The organism is Pseudomonas poae, assembly GCA_028869255.1.
GTDB lineage: Bacteria > Pseudomonadota > Gammaproteobacteria > Pseudomonadales > Pseudomonadaceae > Aquipseudomonas > Aquipseudomonas poae_C.
The window spans coordinates 826043-841679 of record CP110972.1 but is presented as its reverse complement, the minus strand read 5'-3'; the positions used below and the strand labels follow the sequence as shown (position 1 = coordinate 841679).

16 protein-coding genes and 1 pseudogene are annotated in these 15637 nt (G+C 62.3%); all 17 read right to left on the bottom strand.

The window, feature by feature from the left end:
• Position 1: 1 nt before the first annotated feature.
• The gene (fliQ, locus tag LRS56_03960; protein WDU63700.1) at positions 2–271 is read right to left on the bottom strand and encodes a flagellar biosynthesis protein FliQ; all 270 of its coding nucleotides are present in this window, start codon (positions 269–271) and stop codon (positions 2–4) included.
• A gap of 4 nt (positions 272–275) precedes the next feature.
• Positions 276–1019, bottom strand: coding sequence for a flagellar type III secretion system pore protein FliP (gene fliP, locus LRS56_03955; protein WDU63699.1), 744 nt, complete (start codon positions 1017–1019; stop codon positions 276–278).
• Positions 1019–1462, bottom strand: coding sequence for a flagellar biosynthetic protein FliO (gene fliO / locus LRS56_03950; protein WDU63698.1), 444 nt, complete (start codon positions 1460–1462; stop codon positions 1019–1021). The genes fliP and fliO overlap by 1 nt, the downstream gene beginning before the upstream one ends.
• Before the next feature lies 1 nt (position 1463).
• Positions 1464–1931, bottom strand: a complete 468-nt coding sequence (gene fliN, locus LRS56_03945) for a flagellar motor switch protein FliN (GenBank protein ID WDU63697.1) — start codon at positions 1929–1931, stop codon at positions 1464–1466.
• A gap of 39 nt (positions 1932–1970) precedes the next feature.
• Positions 1971–2939: a flagellar motor switch protein FliM gene (fliM, locus tag LRS56_03940; protein WDU63696.1), complete on the bottom strand. Its 969-nt coding sequence runs from the start codon at positions 2937–2939 to the stop codon at positions 1971–1973.
• 9 nt (positions 2940–2948) lie between these two features.
• Positions 2949–3449, bottom strand: a complete 501-nt coding sequence (fliL, locus tag LRS56_03935; protein WDU63695.1) for a flagellar basal body-associated protein FliL — start codon at positions 3447–3449, stop codon at positions 2949–2951.
• Positions 3450–3668: 219 nt separating this feature from the next.
• Complete coding sequence (locus LRS56_03930) at positions 3669–5015, bottom strand: flagellar hook-length control protein FliK (protein WDU63694.1); 1347 nt, start codon at positions 5013–5015, stop codon at positions 3669–3671.
• A 922-nt stretch (positions 5016–5937) separates the two neighbouring features.
• Positions 5938–6286: pseudogene (locus LRS56_03925) on the bottom strand (Hpt domain-containing protein).
• A gap of 30 nt (positions 6287–6316) precedes the next feature.
• Positions 6317–8035, bottom strand: a complete 1719-nt coding sequence (locus tag LRS56_03920; GenBank protein WDU63693.1) for a fused response regulator/phosphatase — start codon at positions 8033–8035, stop codon at positions 6317–6319.
• Positions 8032–8337 carry an STAS domain-containing protein gene (locus tag LRS56_03915; GenBank protein WDU63692.1) on the bottom strand — a complete coding sequence of 102 codons (306 nt, stop codon included), beginning with the start codon at positions 8335–8337 and terminating at the stop codon, positions 8032–8034. Before LRS56_03915 ends, LRS56_03920 begins: the two co-directional genes overlap by 4 nt.
• 76 nt (positions 8338–8413) lie before the next feature.
• Entirely contained in the window at positions 8414–8863 is a 450-nt protein-coding gene (gene fliJ / locus LRS56_03910; GenBank protein WDU63691.1) for a flagellar export protein FliJ, read from the bottom strand.
• Positions 8864–8866: 3 nt separating this feature from the next.
• Entirely contained in the window at positions 8867–10225 is a 1359-nt protein-coding gene (gene fliI / locus LRS56_03905; protein WDU63690.1) for a flagellar protein export ATPase FliI, read from the bottom strand.
• A complete protein-coding gene (fliH, locus tag LRS56_03900) occupies positions 10215–10979 on the bottom strand; it encodes a flagellar assembly protein FliH (protein ID WDU63689.1) in 765 nt (254 codons plus the stop codon). Before fliH ends, fliI begins: the two co-directional genes overlap by 11 nt.
• A 10-nt stretch (positions 10980–10989) precedes the next feature.
• Complete coding sequence (fliG, locus tag LRS56_03895; protein WDU63688.1) at positions 10990–12009, bottom strand: flagellar motor switch protein FliG; 1020 nt, start codon at positions 12007–12009, stop codon at positions 10990–10992.
• Positions 12002–13780, bottom strand: a complete 1779-nt coding sequence (gene fliF / locus LRS56_03890) for a flagellar basal-body MS-ring/collar protein FliF (GenBank protein WDU63687.1) — start codon at positions 13778–13780, stop codon at positions 12002–12004. Before fliF ends, fliG begins: the two co-directional genes overlap by 8 nt.
• 16 nt (positions 13781–13796) lie before the next feature.
• Complete coding sequence (gene fliE / locus LRS56_03885; protein ID WDU63686.1) at positions 13797–14126, bottom strand: flagellar hook-basal body complex protein FliE; 330 nt, start codon at positions 14124–14126, stop codon at positions 13797–13799.
• A 131-nt stretch (positions 14127–14257) separates the two neighbouring features.
• The gene (locus LRS56_03880) at positions 14258–15637 is read right to left on the bottom strand and encodes a sigma-54 dependent transcriptional regulator (GenBank protein ID WDU63685.1); all 1380 of its coding nucleotides are present in this window, start codon (positions 15635–15637) and stop codon (positions 14258–14260) included.

Genomic DNA, 15637 nt, shown 5'->3' with positions numbered 1-15637 from the left:
GTCAGCCGATCAACTGCGGAATACTGCCGTACAGCTGCAGGATGTATTCCATGAAGGTCTGCACCAGCCACGGGCCGGCGACGATCAGGGTGATCAGCATCACCAGCAAACGCGGCAAAAAGCTCAAGGTCTGTTCGTTGATCTGGGTCGCGGCCTGGAACATCGCCACCAGCAGGCCCACCAACAGGCTCGGCACCACCAGCACGGCGACCATCATGGTGGTCAGCCATAGCGCTTCACGGAACAGGTCGACGGCTACTTCTGGAGTCATGCCGCTACACTCCGCCGAAACTGCTGGCCAGGGTGCCGATTATCAGCGCCCAACCGTCCACCAGCACAAACAGCATGATCTTGAACGGCAACGAGATGATCAGCGGCGACAGCATCATCATACCCATGGCCATCAGCACGCTCGCCACCACCAGGTCGATGATCAGGAACGGGATAAAGATCATGAATCCGATCTGGAACGCGGTCTTCAGTTCAGACGTGACAAACGCCGGCACCAGGATGGTCAGCGGTGCCTGATCCGGGGTGGCAATGTCGGTACGCTTGGACAGGCGCATAAACAGCTCAAGGTCGCTGGAGCGGGTCTGCGACAGCATGAAATCCTTGATCGGCACCTGGGCCCGGTCGATTGCGACCTGAGCGGTAATGGTTTCCGCCAGGTAAGGCTGCAGGGCTTGCTGGTTCACCTTGTCGAACACCGGCGCCATGATGAACATGGTCAGGAACAAGGCCATGCCGGTGAGTATCTGGTTCGACGGTGTCTGCTGCAGGCCCAGAGCCTGACGCAGGATCGAGAACACGATGATGATCCGCGTGAAGCTGGTCATCAGCATCACGAACGCCGGGATAAAACTCAGCGCGGTCATGATCAGCAGGATCTGCAGACTGACCGAATACTCCTGAGCCCCGGCCGCGTTGGTCCCCAGCGTAATCGCCGGGATCGACAACGGGTCCGCGCCGAACGCCAACGGCGCGGCCAGCAACAGCATGAGCGTCAATAAAACGCGCATTACTTCTTATCCTTCTGATCCTTGCCCAGCAACTCCATCAGGCGCTGGGCGAACTCTGGCGTGGCGGGCTTGGACTGGTCGACGTTGACCGGGGTCTTCAGCACATGCAGCGGGGTGATGCGGCCGGGGGTGATGCCCAGGAGGATCTGTTCCTCACCCACTTGCACCAGCACCAGCCGGTCACGCGGGCCAAGGGCACGCGAGCCGATCATTTCGATCACCTGCCCGTTGCCCGGGCCTACGCTCTGCACGCGACGCATCAGCCAGGCCAGCACAAAAATCAGCCCGACCACCAGCAACAAACCCAGCACCAGTTGGGTCAACTGCCCACCCATGCCGCTGTTCACCACCGGCGCTGCCGCCGCAGTCGCTTGCGCCACTGGCTCAGCCGCGAGGGCGCTCAATGGCAGCGCCAGCATCAGTCCCGCCATCGAATACCGCATATCAGCGCAACTTCTTGATGCGTTCACTCGGGCTGATCACGTCGGTCAGGCGGATGCCGAACTTCTCGTTCACCACCACCACTTCGCCGTGGGCGATCAGGGTGCCGTTGACCAGCACGTCCAGCGGCTCACCGGCCAGGCGGTCAAGCTCGATCACCGAGCCCTGGTTGAGTTGCAGCAGGTTGCGGATGTTGATTTCGGTACTGCCGACCTCCATGGAAATCGACACCGGAATGTCCAGGATCACATCCAGGTTCGGGCCGTCGAGGGTCACCGGGTCGTTGTTCTTCGGCACGCTGCCGAATTCTTCCATCGGCAGGCGGTTGCTCGACGGCGCGGTGGCCGCGTCGGCGGCCAGCAGGGCGTCGATATCGTCCTGGCCGACATCACCGGTTTCTTCCAGGGCCGCGGCCCATTCGTCAGCCAGGGCCTGGTCTTCGGCGGAAGTGTTTTCGTGTTCGGTAGCCATTACATGTCCTCGGCGGAGCAAACATTCATAAATAAGGGATTAGCGACGGTTGATGGGCTCAACCACTTGCAAAGCCAGGTTGCCCTTGTGGGAACCGAGCTTGACCTTGAACGACGGCACACCATTGGCGCGCATGATCATCTCTTCCGGCAGCTCGACGGGGATGATGTCCCCAGGCGCCATGTGCAAAATATCCCGCAGACGCAGTTGGCGACGGGCCACGGTGGCGCTCAGCGGCACGTCGACGTCCAGCAGGTCTTCGCGCAGGGCCTTGACCCAGCGTTCGTCCTGGTCGTCGAGGTCGGACTGGAAACCGGCATCGAGCATCTCGCGCACCGGCTCGATCATCGAGTACGGCATGGTCACGTGCAGGTCACCGCCGCCGCCATCGAGTTCGATGTGGAAGGTGGAGACCACAATGGCTTCGCTGGGGCCGACGATGTTGGCCATGGCCGGGTTCACTTCCGAGTTGATGTACTCGAAATTGACTTCCATGATCGCCTGCCAGGCTTCCTTCAAGTCGATGAAGGCTTGCTCCAGCACCATGCGCACCACCCGCAGCTCGGTGGGGGTGAACTCACGGCCTTCGATCTTGGCATGACGGCCGTCGCCGCCGAAGAAGTTATCCACCAGCTTGAACACCAGCTTGGCGTCGAGGATGAACAGCGCGGTGCCGCGCAGCGGCTTGATCTTGACCAGGTTGAGGCTGGTGGGCACGTACAGCGAGTGCACGTATTCACCGAACTTCATCACCTGCACGCCGCCCACCGCCACGTCCGCCGAGCGGCGCAGCATGTTGAACATGCTGATACGGGTGTAGCGGGCGAAACGTTCGTTGATCATTTCCAGGGTCGGCATCCGTCCACGGACGATGCGATCCTGGCTGGTCAGGTCATAACTTTTGACGCTGCCGGGTTCGGCAGCCATTTCGGTCTGTACCAGCCCATCGTCGACGCCATGCAGCAGCGCGTCGATTTCATCCTGGGACAGCAGGTCTTGCACGGCCATGTCGTGATCCTACTGCAATACGAAGTTAGTGAAGAGCGCCTGCTCGACCACGACTTTGCCGAGCTCTTTCTGGGCCACTTCCTGCACGCTGGCAGTGACCTTCTGGCGCAGCATTTCCTGGCCCACCGGAGTGGCCAGGGAGTCGAAGCTCTGGCCCGAAAACAGCATCACCAGGTTGTTGCGGATCACCGGCATATGCACCTTGAGCGCGTCCAGGTCCGACTGGTTACGCGCCAGCAAGGTGATGCTCACCTGCAGGTAGCGTTGACGACCGTTCTGGTTGAAGTTGGCGACAAAGGCCGGAAGCATCGGCTCGAAGATTGCCGGTTGCTTGACGTTACTGGCGGTTTCGGCGGCGGGTGCCGGTTTGCTCGCACTGCTGTGCATGATGTACCAGGTGCCACCCACCGAGGCGCCGATGGCCAGGAGCAGGCCCAGGACTATCAACAGGATAAGCTTGAGCTTACCTTTGCCTGCGGGTGCTTTTGCTGCGTCGTCGCTCTTCGCCATGCCAATAATCCGTCACTATTCGGGGATTCATAGATCTACGGAAAGGCAAGAGCAAGTGTTATGCCAGAGTTGTCTGGCACACGGGGAAGAAGGCACACCCCCACTCAAATGTGGGAGCTGGCTTGCCTGCGATAGCGGTGGGTCAGCAGTGGACAGGTCAGCTGACTTACCGCTATCGCAGGCAAGCCAGCTCCCACATTGACCGTGTTTTGACAGGGATCAGGCGTAGTAATCGACGGCGCTGGAGCCGATCACGGTGGAGGTCACCGGCGCTACCGCTTCAGCCACGTCGATGTGATTGCCGCTGTCGCCGTTATCACCGCCGCGGCCGCTGCCGCCACTCACGCCCCGGGTCTGAGCCTGCTGTTGCTGCTGCTCCTGGCCGCGGGACTGGTCGGACACATTCACGTCCACCTGCCCCATGCCTTGCTGGGCAAACATCTCCCGCAGGCGGCCGGACTGGCTTTCCAGCGCCTCACGCACCACCGGGTGGGCGCTCATGAAGTTGACCTGGGCCTGCTGGTCGGCCGTCATGTTGACCTTGATATCCAGGCGCCCGAGCTCGGCCGGTTGCAACTGGATCTCCGCCGACTTGAGGTTGGCGCTGGAGAGGTACATCACACGGTTGACGATCTCGTCAGTCCAGCCGCTCTGGTGCATCGCCAGTGGTGCATTCGTCACCGGCGGCAAAGCGTTTGCGGTTTTCGGCGTGGCGGCCTGGGTCAGCGCAGCCAGGCGGTTGGCGAAGTCATCGACACGGGTGTCGCTGCTGGCGTTCTTGAGGTCCTTGAGGCCGTCTTCGATCAGGCCGCTGAAGGCCTTGTCGCCACCCGAGTCAGTGCTGTCCTTGGTGGCTTGCTGGTCGACCATGGTGGCCAGGCCGGCGGCGAAATTCTGTGCAGCGGTCGGCTGATCCTGGGTCGACGCTGGAGCGGTTTTCACTGGGGTCTGGCTGCTGGCGGACACGTGCCCACCCTGCTCCATCGCCAGGCGCACGGCCGGCATCGCATCCAGCGGGTCAGCCTCGGGGTCGAAGGCCGGCTTGGCCTCCTCGGTCGCCGCAATCGGTGTCGCGACCACCGGCTGAGCCTTGTCGTCCTTGGCGGCAGCAACCGGTGCCGGGGTTTCCACCGCAACCGGTACCGGCACGGCGACCGGCGTCACGGCGGCAATCATTGCCGGGTCGACGACCGGATCAGCCGGAGGTTGCTGCACCAGGGTCGGGTCGACCGGGGCGTCATCTTCTGTGCTGGCGCTGTCGTCGGACTTGGCTGGCGGCGTGGCAGGCAAGGTATTGCCGCTATCGGCAACCGCTGGCGTGCCGGCGGCAGGCTTGTCGTTACTGGCGACGGGCTTGGCACTGTTGTCGGAAGGCTTGTCCCGGGTGGGTTTAGCCGAGTTGTCGTCGGCTTTGGCGGTGGGTTTGGAGCCTTGGCTGGCGAACACTTGGGCGAAGCCAGGGCCCTTGTCCCGTGGGTCCGCAGCCGCTACCGGTTGGGTGGCGGCGGGCGCTTGAGGCTTGGCCGCGGGGGCAGCCTGAAGGAGCGAATTCGGGGCGACTGGCATGGGTATTGGTCTCCACTGCATGGGGATCGGGGATGCAGTATCAGGAGGTGGAGCAAGAGTCGGGCCAGGTTTTTGGTTGGGCTGGGTTTATTGTGTACATGTCCGTTATTTGGGTAACGGCGGGTATTGGTTCCGCCCTTACGGCGGGTCACTTTTGGAAAAGAGCCCCAAAAGTAACCAAAAGGGCTCTTGCCCCACCACTCGGCACCTCGCCTCCGGCTCGGTGTGCCCGCACGCAGACTTGAATCCGTGGGCCGCCGCGATGGGCCATCCTTGGCCCAGCGCGGCTAACCCGGCGTCCTGCCGGGTTACCCACGGATTCAAGCCCGCGTGCGGCCAGCGTGGTTAATGGGGCGCCTAGGATCAAGATCAAAAGCAGAGCACGGCGGCCTAGTAGCCGACCTGAGTGGTGTAGATCAAGAGCGGGTCAGCGTGCGCAGTGAGGTGCTTTTCTGTGGGAGCTGGCTTGCCTGCGATACAGGCACCTCGGTACATCAGGCACACCGGGTTGATGCTATCGCAGGCAAGCCAGCTCCCACATTTGACCGAGGTCGGCTGTCAGGCCGCCGTGCTTTGCTTTGTTTTTGATCTGGCCCTTACATCCTTACCGCTGACGAAGTCAGCGATCTTTTGATCTAGGGCTTTTGATCGTGATCTGAGGCGCCCCGTCAATCACGATGGCCGAACGCAGGCTTGAATCCGTGGGCAACCCGGCAGGACGCCGGGTTAGCCGCGCTGGGCCATGGATGGCCCATCGCGGCGGCCCACGGATTCAAGCCGGAGTGAGGGCACACCGAGCCAGAGCGAGGTGCCGAGTGATGGGGCGAAGCGTTTTTGGTTACTTTTTGCGCTCTTCAAAAAGTGACCCGCTGTAAGAGCGGAACCATAAGCAGCCGTTACCGCAGCAACGGATATGTACACATCAAACCCCAGCAACCCGCTCCCGCTCCAACTCATACATCGGCCGAACCAAAGCAAACTCCCGGTCAATCTGATCCACCAACGCCCCCAGGTCCGCGGAGCACTCAACCGACTCAACCTCCAACCGCTGACACAACTGCGCCAACCGCACCGCCCCAAGGTTCCCACTGCTCCCCCTTGAAACTATGCGCAATCCGCCCCAACGCCTTGGCATCATCACGCGCCTTACGCAACGCCTCGACACGCTTCTGGGAATCATCGAGGAAAGTATCAAGCAACTTGGGATACTCCCCCTCCATGACCTCCTGCAAACCCGACAACACGTCCGGGTCCAGATGAATATCAACCACTTGCTCGCTCCTTGATCAAGAATCGGCGAATTATGCCAGAGCCCCCCAGCAAAACTCCACGCAGACACTGCGCCCTCCATCAGACCAGCGTACATCGCTGCTCAACTGACGCACCAAGCTCAGCCCCCGGCCAGACAGACGGTCGATATCCAGCGGCCGCGCCAACACCTGCTCCACATCGAACCCAGGCCCGCTGTCTTCAAGACGCAAGGTCATCTTGCCGCCCGTCTCAATAGGCACCACCTGCACATGCACCCGCACATAGCCGCTGTTCAATCGCGCCAGGCGGTCGTTACGCTGGCGATAATACTCGGCAAACCCTTGGGCATCGCGCTTGAGCCGCGAATCCAGGCCCAGCACGCCATGCTCCAAGGCATTGGAATACAACTCAGCCATCACACTGTAAAGCGCCCCGCTCTGCTCACGCAGGCCATGAATCTCCAGCAGCAACTGCAGCAGGTAGGGCAATGGGTTGTAGCGCTTGAGGGTTTCGGCGCGAAACTCGAAACTCACCGACCAATCCAGCGGGCACGACTGGCCGCTGTCGGCATACAGCGGCCCGGTGGCGCGTAACGCCTGACCAGGTTGCAGGGTGATTTCCACCATGCTCACGTCATCGCGCGCCTCTCCGCGAAAGGCCGCCAGCGCCTGCTCGATGTCTTCGAACAGCCGGTCAGGCTCACGATTGACGGCAAATACCTGCTGCAAACGCTCGGCACCAAACAGCTGGTCATTGGCGTCGGCGGTATCCAGCACGCCATCGGACAACAGGAACACCCGGTCGCCCAGCGCCATCGGCCAGACTTCGGTGCGGTCGTCAAAGGCCTGTGCCGACAGCACGCCCAACGGCAAATGCCGTGACTCCAGCGGCGTGCGTTTGCCGCTGGCGATTTCATGCACATAGCCGTCGGGCATACCACCGTTCCACACCTCCACCACCCGCCGCTGAGTGCTCAGGCACAACAGGGTGGCGCAGCAAAACATGTCCACCGGCAGGATGCGCTTGAGCTTGGCATTCATCTCGCGCAAGGTCTGGCCCAGGCCGTAGCCCTTGGCGGTCATGCCGTAGAACACCTCCGCCAGCGGCATCGCGCCCACCGCCGCCGGCAGGCCGTGGCCGGTGAAATCGCCGAGCAGCACATGCATATCGCCGGACGGTGTGTAGGCCGCCAGCAGCAGGTCGCCGTTGAACAGCGCATAGGGCGATTGCAGGTAGCGGATATTCGGCGCGGCATTGATGCAGCCGGAGTGGGCGACCTTGTCGAACACCGCCTTGGCCACCCGCTGCTCATGCAATAGATAGTCGTGGTGTTTGGCGATCAGGTCGCGCTGCTGCAATACCGTGGCCTGCAACCGGCGCAAACGGTCCATGGCGTTGATCTTTGCCGCCAAAATCAGCTGGTTATAGGGTTTGGGCAGAAAGTCATCACCGCCGGCATCCAGGCACTGGGCCAGGGCTTCGCTTTCGCGCAGGGAGGTGAGGAAGATGATCGGGACCAGCGCCTCCCCCGCCAGCTGCTTGATCCGGCGCGCCGCCTCAAAACCGTCCATTACCGGCATCAGTGCATCCATCAACACCAGCTGCGGACGCTCGCGGGCAAACACCTCCAGCGCTTCCTCGCCGTTGCGGGCGGTGAGCACCTGATGGCCCTGGCGGCGCACGATGGTCGACAACAGCAGCAGGTCCGCCGCGCTGTCTTCAGCGATCAGGATCGTCAGCGGCTCAAGGACAGGGGCCAGGACGCTCAACTGATGTCGAACAGTTTGTCGAAGTTGGAAATACCGAGAATCTTGCGCACATCGCAATTGCTGTTGATCACCCGGATGTCCGCGTCATCACCGCCGGCATGGTCGCGCAGCAGTAACAGCATGCCGAGGGCGGAGCTGTCGAGGTAAGTGGCTTCTTTCAAATCCACCACGATGGCGTCGGGCTTGGGGTAGATGCGCTCGTAGACTTCACGAAATTGCTGGTGGCTGCTGAAATCGAACCGTCCCTTGATCGAAATCGTCAATTTTTTTCCGTCCGAGGACACTTCCGGAACGACTGACATGCGACTGCTTCCTTGTCATTGGCAATAGACACAAGGTGTAGCAGGTGAAGGGGATGTGGGCAACTTCTAACGGGTATCAATACGCATCTTTGCGCGGCAGGCGCTGAGACAGTTCATCGAGCAGCTTTTGCTCGCGCTTGTCTTCAATTGCCCGCGCTTCGTCAATGTAGCGCTGCACCAGTTTGCGCAAGCCTTCAACGCGGGCAAACGCTGCCTGCCAGCTCTCGCGAGCCTTGTCGAGGTTGTTCTGGTGCCAGGCCAGGCTTTGGCGCTGCTGGCCGACGGCGGTTTCCAGCTGGTTGAGAAAGCCCTGGTAGCCCATCAACCATTGGCCGGATACGCCCTTGCTGCCGCGCTCGATCCATTGCTGCTGGTATTCGCCGCGAAAACGCTCCAGGTCGCCGAGCTTGCTCTCCGCCAGGCGCACTTGCCCCTGGAAATACCCCAGGCGCTGCACCGCGGTTTTCTCGGCCTTTTCGGCCATGTCCACCACTGGGGCCAGGCGTGAAGAACGGGTGCTGGCCATGGCTTAGCCGCCTGGCGCCGGGGCGAAGATCGAACCCAGGTGCGCTTCGCTTTCACCCATGCTGATCTTGTCGTTGAGACCCTGGCGCAGGTAGGTCACCAACTGTGGTTGCAGGGCGATGGCCAGGTCGGTTTCGCGATCACCGCCGGCCACATAGGCGCCGACGCTGATCAAATCGCGGCTCTGCTGATAGCGCGACCACAACTGCTTGAAATGCTGCGCACGGGCCATATGCTCCGGCGTGACCACGGCCGGCATCACCCGGCTGATGGAAGCTTCGATATCAATGGCCGGGTAATGCCCCTCTTCCGCCAGGCGCCGCGACAGCACGATATGGCCGTCGAGCACGCCCCGCGCCGAGTCGGCAATCGGGTCCTGCTGGTCATCGCCTTCGGACAGCACCGTGTAAAACGCGGTGATCGAGCCGCCACCGGCCTCGGCATTACCGGCACGTTCCACCAGTTTCGGCAGCTTGGCGAACACCGACGGCGGGTAGCCCTTGGTGGCCGGCGGCTCGCCGATGGCCAGGGCAATTTCCCGCTGGGCCTGGGCGAAACGCGTGAGCGAATCCATCAGCAACAGGACGTTCTTGCCCTTGTCGCGAAAATACTCGGCGATGCGCGTGCAATACATCGCGGCGCGCAAACGCATCAGGGGTGCATCATCGGCCGGGGACGCCACGACGACCGAGCGCTTGAGGCCCTCTTCACCCAGGCTGTGCTCGATGAACTCCTTCACCTCGCGGCCCCGCTCACCGATCAGCCCCACCACAATAATGTCGGCCTCGGTAAAGCGCGTCATCATGCCCAGCAACACCGATTTACCCACGCCGGTACCCGCGAACAGGCCCAGACGCTGGCCACGGCCGACCGTCAATAAACCGTTGATGCTGCGAATACCCACGTCCAGCGGCACGCTGATCGGGTTGCGGTTGAGCGGGTTGATGGTGGGGCCGTCCATCGGCACCCAGTCTTCGGCCTTCATGCCGCCCTTGCCGTCGAGGGCGCGGCCGGCGCCGTCGAGCACCCGGCCGAGCATGCTCATGCCCATGGGCAGGCGGCCGGTATCGGCCAGCGGCACCACGCGGGCGCCCGGGGCGATGCCGGCCAGGCTGCCCACGGGCATCAGGAAAATCTTGCTGCCGGAAAAGCCCATCACTTCGGCTTCGACCTGCACCGGGTGGTAGCTGTCGTCGTTGATCACCATGCAACGGCTGCCCATGGCGGCGCGCAGCCCCTCGGCTTCGAGGGTCAGGCCGACCATGCGCAGCAGGCGCCCTTCGAGGATCGGCTGGCCAGGCAATTGCGTGGCTTCGGTGTAGCCGCTCAGGCGCTTGGCGAAGCTGGTGCGATCAAGGCGCATCGGCGGCGTCCAGGTCTACGCTCAGGTCAGGCTCGGCCGGATTCAGGACTTGCTCGTGGACCTGATCGAGCAGCTTGGCCATGATCTGGCTGATGCGGGTTTCCACCGTCGCATCGATGCGGCTGTGTTCGGTCTCGACGCGGCAACCACCCGGCAGCAACGCCGCGTCCTCGACGATGCGCCAGGTTTCTTCATGGCGCTCGCGCAGGGCTTTGACCTGTTCGAAATCCTGCGGGTTGATGTACAGCCGCACATTGCCAACGCCCAGGGGCAGCAGCTTGAGGGCTTCGCGCATCACGCTTTCGATATGGCTGGAGTCGAGCACCAGTTCACGCTGGATCACCTGGCGGGCAATGTGCTCCACCAGGCCGACCATGGCTTTTTCGATCTGCGAATCCTGCTCGGCGATAGGCTCGAACAGGCCGCCCATCAGGCGCTCCAGGCTGGCCAGCTTGACGCTGAGCGCCTCCTCGGCTTCCTGGCGGACCTTGAGCGTGGTGCTGCGAAAACCGTCTTTTTCACCGGCGGCGAAGCCCTCGTTGTAAGCCTCCTGACGGATGCTTTCCAACTCTTCCAGGGTCAGTGGCTGAACTTCTTCCAGCGGCACTTCTTCCATTTCCGCCGGCAATTCTTCAACCGGTTCCGGCTCAGGCTCCGGCACATGCGGATCGAAGCTGGGCAACGACCAGATATCGAACCCGCCGACATCCCGTGCGCGAATCAGATCGCTGGGTGCCTCATCTTTGTTCGACATGAGTGGCGCCTTAAATCATTTCTTCGCCGCCCTTCCCGCCGAGAACGATTTCTCCGGCTTCGGCCATACGGCGGGCAATGGTGAGGATCTCTTTCTGCGCGGTTTCCACGTCGCTGACGCGCACCGGGCCCTTGGCCTCGAGGTCGTCGCGCAACAGTTCGGACGCACGTTTGGACATGTTCTTGAAGATCTTTTCCTTGACGCCTTCGTCCGAGCCCTTGAGTGCCAGTACCAGCACATCCGAGGACACTTCGCGCAGCAACGCCTGGATGCCACGGTCGTCGACATCGGAGAGGTTGTTGAACACGAACATAAGGTCTTCGATCTGGCCGGACAGGGTGTCGTCGATCTCGCGGATCGAGTCCATCAACTGGCCTTCGACCGAGCTGTCGAGGAAGTTCATGATGTCGGCCGCACGCTTGATACCACCCAGGGTAGTACGCGAGGCATTCGAGTTGCCCGAGAACTGCTTCTCGAGAATCGTGTTGAGTTCTTTCAGGGCCGCCGGCTGTACCGTGTTCAGCGACGACACGCGCAGGATGATGTCCAGGCGCACTTTATGGTCGAAGTGGCCAAGCACTTCACCGGCCTGGTCCGGGTCGAGGTACGCCACCACGATCGCCTGGATCTGCGGGTGCTCGTAGCGGATCACGTCGGCAACCGCACGCGGCTCCATCCATTTGAGGCTGTCGAGGCCGCTGGTGTTGCCGCCCAGCAGGATGCGGTCGATCAGGCCGTTGGCCTTGTCTTCGCCCAGGGCCGAGGTCAGCATCTTGCGAATGTAGCTGTCGGAGCCGACGCCCAGGCTGGTCTGGTCGCCGACGATCTCGACGAACTCGCTCATCACCTGCTCGACCTGCTCGCGGTGCACATTGCGCATTTGCGCCATGGCTACGCCCACGCGCTGGACTTCTTTGGGCCCCATGTGGCGCAGCACTTGGGCGGCGTCGGTTTCACCAAGGGACAGCAGCAGGACTGCGGCTTTATCGACCTTGGTGAGCTTGGCAACAGCGGCTCGATTATCACTCATCTGCGTTGATCCACTCTTTCACGACCTGGGCCACACGGCCCGGGTCTTCTGCCACCAGACTTTTGATTGCGTTCAACTGAGCGTCGTAACCTTCGCTCGGGCTCGGCAACAGGATGCTTTGCGGGCCGCCGAGGCTGACGCGGTCGTTGGCCAGTTCGCCATCCAGGCCGCCCATGCCACCCAACTCCACGTCGCTGCCCCCAAAGGCCGCCAGTTGTTTTTTGCCATTGCCGGTGATGTTGTTGAGCACCGGGCGCAGCACGCCGAACACCAGCACCAGGATGAACAACACACCCAGCACTTGCTTGACGATGTCCCAGAACCACGGCTGCGTGTAGAACGCGGCTTCGGCAATCACTTCGCCACGCTCAGCGGAGAACGGCATGTTGATCACGCTGACGCTGTCGCCACGGCTGGCATCGAAACCGACGGCGTCCTGCACCAGGCGGGTGAAGCGCGCCAATTCGTCGGCGCTCCATGGCGCACGGGTAACCGCGCCGTCAGCCGGGTTGATCTTGACCTGGTCGTCGACCACCACCGACACCGACAGGCGATTGACACGGCCCTGTTGTTGTTTGGTGTGGCTGATGGAACGGTCAAGTTCGAAGTTCTTGGTGGACTGGTTACGCTTGTCCGCCGGGTAAGGCGCGAGCATCGGCTGGCCGGTGGCCGGGTCCATGATCTGCTGACCATTGGCGTCCAGCAGCGGCTGGCCAGGCTGAATCGCGCCGGCAGTGGCTGCGGCGCCACCGGTGGTCTGCGGCGCCGAGGCCGGGGCTGGCGGCTGGTTGCTCAGGGCACCCGGCACACCTTGCGGGCCATTGCTGGCGGTGCGTTGTTCGCTGGTGGACTGCTCGCTGCGCAGGGCCGGCTGGTCGGGGTTGAACTGCTCGGAGGTCGACTCGACGGCGCTGAAGTCCACATCGGCCGACACTTCAGCCTTGTAGCGGTCGTTGCCGAGCACCGGTTGCAGGATGTTGTGCACGCGCTGGGTGAGCATGCTTTCCATGCGGCGGCTGTAGTCGAACTGCTTGCCGGCCTGGGTCAGCGCGGAGTTTTCCGCCATGTCGGACAGCAGGTTGCCCTTCTGATCCACCACGGTGATTTGCGATTTGCTCAGTTCAGGAACGCTGGTGGCGACCAGGTTGATGATCGCCAGCACCTGGCCAGGCTCCAGGGAGCGGCCGGAAAACAGCTCAACCAATACAGAGGCGCTGGGCTTGCGCTCATCGCGCACAAACACCGAGCTTTTCGGGATGGCCAGGTGCACGCGGGCACCCTTGACGTTATTCAAGCTGGAGATGGTGCGCGCCAGTTCGCCTTCCAGGCCACGGCGGTAGCGGGTGGCTTCCATGAACTGGCTGGTACCCAGGCCCTGGTCCTTGTCGAGGATTTCAAAACCGATATTGCTGTCGGACGGGGTCACACCAGCGGCCGCCAGCTTCATGCGCGCACGCGCCACATCGTCGGCCTTGACCAGCAACGCGCCGGAGTTCGGCTCTACGGTGTAGGCGATGTCGGCGGCGGCCAGGGTTTCCATGATCTGCTTGGAGTCCATACCGGCCAGGCTGCCGTACAGCGGCCGGTAATCAGGTTGCTGCGACCACAGCACCACGGCAAAACCAATCGCCACGCTGGCAGCCAGGCCGACCATCAGGCCCACCTGACGCAACATGGTCATTTCCGAGAGGTTTTCCAGGAACGACAGGCCAAACAGCGGCGGCTTGCCGTCTGCCTTGGCGGGTACGTTGTCCACGACTGCTTCTGCCATGACTTAAATCTCGTCCTTAAACCGGCATCTGCATGATGTCTTGATAGGCTTGAACCAGCTTGTTACGTACCTGGGTCAACGCCTGGAACGAGACGCTGGCCTTTTGCGAGGCGACCATCACATCGGTGAGGTCCACGCCGCTTTTGCCGATCTCGAACGCGTTGGCCAACTGACTGGAAGCTTGCTGGGTGTCACTGACTTTGTTGATGGCCGAACCCAGCATGTCGGCGAAACTGCTTTGGCCCAATTCCGGCGCTGGCGCGACGGATTTCGGTTGAGCCATGGCATCCATTTGCATGGAGCGCATATCCAACATCAACCGATTGAACTCAATACCCTGGCTCATGACCTTCTCTCTCCGACAACCCGCAAATTTTTGACACTACGCAGCGATTACTAGGGGAGGTAGCAACAAGGGTGCCAGCTCTGTAGCAACTCGTAAGAAAAGGCGACAAACCTTGTCAACCTTGTTACCGGCTATGTGGCGAAGAGATACGCTTCCACATCCATTCCGGCGTCGCGCATCTGCGCCAGCTTGTAGCGCAGGGTGCGCGGGCTGATCCCCAGGCGTTCGGCGGCCTCTTTGCGGCGACCGCGTTCGGCACGCAGGGTGTCGATGATCATCTGGAATTCGCGGCGGCGCAGGTCGTCGCCCAGGGCCCCGGCCGACTCGGCTTCGGCCACCACCACCGGCGCCGGCGCGAGGCTCGGCAAGGGTGCGGCGCCACTGCCCATGGCCAGGCAGAAATCCTGGGGCTGGATCAGGCCGCCTTGTTGCAAGATCAATGCGCGCTGGATCGCGTTGTCGAGTTCGCGCACATTGCCCGGCCATGGGTAGGCGATCAGGCACGCCTGCGCCTCGGCCGACAGCCGCGCCTGGGCGTGCTTCATTTTTTTGACGTGGTTGTTCAGAAGGCGCTCGGCCAGCGGGATGATGTCCGCCGGGCGCTCGCGCAACGGGCGCCAGGCCAGCGGGAATACCGACAGCCGGTAGAACAAGTCTTCACGGAAGCGCCCCGCCGCCACTTCGCCGGCCAGGTCGCGGTTGGTGGTGGCGACCACGCGGATATCCAGCTGGATCGGCTTGCGTGCGCCCACCCGCTCCACTTCGCGCTCTTGCAGTACCCGCAGCAATTTGGCTTGCAGGCCCAGGGGCATTTCCGAGATTTCATCGAGCAAAATGGTGCCGCCGTCGGCCTGTTCGAACTTGCCCGCCTGGGCCGCGATGGCGCCGGTGAACGAGCCTTTTTCGTGACCGAACAGCGTGGCTTCGAGCATGTTGTCGGGGATCGCCGCGCAGTTGATGGCGATAAACGGTTGTTTGGCGCGGGTCGATTGCTGGTGGATATAGCGCGCCAGCACCTCTTTACCGGTGCCGGACTCGCCGGAAATCAGCACGGTGGAATCGCTGCGCGCCACGCGGGCCGCCAATTCCAGCAGCTGTGCACTGGCCGGCTCGAAGGCAATCGGGCCCTCGCCTTCGGTGGCCGGGATCACGCCCAGGGCATGCCGCGCCACCAGCTCGATGAGCGCTTTGGGCTCAAAGGGTTTGACCAGGTAATCCGCCGCGCCCTGGCGCATCGCGTCCACCGCCCGCTCCACGGCGCCATGGGCGGTCATCAGCAACACCGGCAGTTGCGGCTGGCGTGCGCGCAGCAAGCCGAGCAACTGGTGGCCGTCCATACCGGGCATGTTCACGTCGCTGACCACCAGGCTGAAAGCCTCCTGCTCCACCGCCTCCAAGGCGTCCTCGGCAGACCCGACCGCCCGGTAGTCATGGCCCGCCAGCAGCAGCGTGTCAGCCAATGCTTCACGCAGGGCGCGATCGTCTTCCACCAACAGAACCTTGATAGCCAT

What these genes read in the sequence shown, in the direction of transcription:
- fliQ (WDU63700.1), bottom strand. Translation starts at nt 271, where the DNA reads ATGACTCCAGAAGTAGCCGTCGACCTGTTCCGTGAAGCGCTATGGCTG.
- fliP (WDU63699.1), bottom strand. Translation starts at nt 1,019, where the DNA reads ATGCGCGTTTTATTGACGCTCATGCTGTTGCTGGCCGCGCCGTTGGCG.
- fliO (WDU63698.1), bottom strand. Translation starts at nt 1,462, where the DNA reads ATGCGGTATTCGATGGCGGGACTGATGCTGGCGCTGCCATTGAGCGCC.
- fliN (WDU63697.1), bottom strand. Translation starts at nt 1,931, where the DNA reads ATGGCTACCGAACACGAAAACACTTCCGCCGAAGACCAGGCCCTGGCT.
- fliM (WDU63696.1), bottom strand. Translation starts at nt 2,939, where the DNA reads ATGGCCGTGCAAGACCTGCTGTCCCAGGATGAAATCGACGCGCTGCTG.
- fliL (WDU63695.1), bottom strand. Translation starts at nt 3,449, where the DNA reads ATGGCGAAGAGCGACGACGCAGCAAAAGCACCCGCAGGCAAAGGTAAG.
- LRS56_03930 (WDU63694.1), bottom strand. Translation starts at nt 5,015, where the DNA reads ATGCCAGTCGCCCCGAATTCGCTCCTTCAGGCTGCCCCCGCGGCCAAG.
- LRS56_03915 (WDU63692.1), bottom strand. Translation starts at nt 8,337, where the DNA reads ATGTCAGTCGTTCCGGAAGTGTCCTCGGACGGAAAAAAATTGACGATT.
- fliJ (WDU63691.1), bottom strand. Translation starts at nt 8,863, where the DNA reads ATGGCCAGCACCCGTTCTTCACGCCTGGCCCCAGTGGTGGACATGGCC.
- fliI (WDU63690.1), bottom strand. Translation starts at nt 10,225, where the DNA reads ATGCGCCTTGATCGCACCAGCTTCGCCAAGCGCCTGAGCGGCTACACC.
- fliH (WDU63689.1), bottom strand. Translation starts at nt 10,979, where the DNA reads ATGTCGAACAAAGATGAGGCACCCAGCGATCTGATTCGCGCACGGGAT.
- fliG (WDU63688.1), bottom strand. Translation starts at nt 12,009, where the DNA reads ATGAGTGATAATCGAGCCGCTGTTGCCAAGCTCACCAAGGTCGATAAA.
- fliF (WDU63687.1), bottom strand. Translation starts at nt 13,780, where the DNA reads ATGGCAGAAGCAGTCGTGGACAACGTACCCGCCAAGGCAGACGGCAAG.
- fliE (WDU63686.1), bottom strand. Translation starts at nt 14,126, where the DNA reads ATGAGCCAGGGTATTGAGTTCAATCGGTTGATGTTGGATATGCGCTCC.
- LRS56_03880 (WDU63685.1), bottom strand. Translation starts at nt 15,637, where the DNA reads ATGGCTATCAAGGTTCTGTTGGTGGAAGACGATCGCGCCCTGCGTGAA.